Source organism: Oleiphilus sp. HI0086 (assembly GCF_001635225.1).
Genome location: NZ_LWFZ01001278.1, coordinates 1 through 834, shown reverse-complemented (window position 1 = coordinate 834; position 834 = coordinate 1). Strand labels below are relative to the sequence as shown.

Here is an 834-nt window from a genome sequence, read left to right as displayed (position 1 = left end):
ATCCAGTTTCTTTTGCTTGATTTCTGCTAGTTCATTCTCCAGCACGAGCACCTCTTCCAGCTTTGTGGAGATCATTTTAAAATGAGCCTCCTTAGCAGCAAGAACATCAGTCGTTATTACCCAGCCTTGTTTTTGAGGCTCTACAAATTCCTTCGAAAAGAATGCTGTCTTTCTACCATCATTACCAAGCGCTGCTGTAAGAAAGCCAAATCCGTTAGCTTCAAGCTTTTCAGCGACATTATCCGTAGCTGAGTTATTTCCGGAAACTACTCCTACGGTCTGCCCTTCACTTACTGCATTAGCAATAATATTTAGAATGGTTTGTGTCTTACCTGTTCCTGGAGGGCCTTCAATCACACTAATCTGGTTTGTCAGTGCATTTTCAACAGCACTTTTCTGCGAAGGATTAAGCCCAAAGGGAAACAATACCTTCTTGGGTAATTCGAACCGTTGCCCAAGCTCACCAGCCAGGTACTTAGCCAGTGCAGATTCAGTTTCGACACCGCCTAAATTTTTGTAGTAGTTTTCGAGATACTGATTAGGCTCTTTACCCTCTTCCTTTATTTCGAAACAACGAGATAGCCTTTTGAGATATTCGAAACGTTTGTTCACTCGTTCATCTGATCTTTTGTCCTTTATGAAACTGACGTCACGCCTCAGCGCCACTACATTGGCGCCTTTTTCTGGAACAAATCGATACCACTCCCCAGCCTGCTGTGCTGAAACGAATTTTCGTGGCCTGGCACCCTTTATCGATACGAGTTTGTAAGAAACATCGAACTCTTTAAGGATTCTTTCATAGGCAAGGTTCTTATTCTTCTTTGCATACTTATA

The 834-nt window shown here is 42.6% G+C and carries 1 protein-coding gene; it reads right to left on the bottom strand.

Going from position 1 to position 834, the window contains the following annotated elements; genetic code table 11:
- On the bottom strand, positions 1-834 hold an 834-nt coding region (locus A3756_RS21985), incomplete at both ends, for an AAA domain-containing protein (protein WP_156490685.1).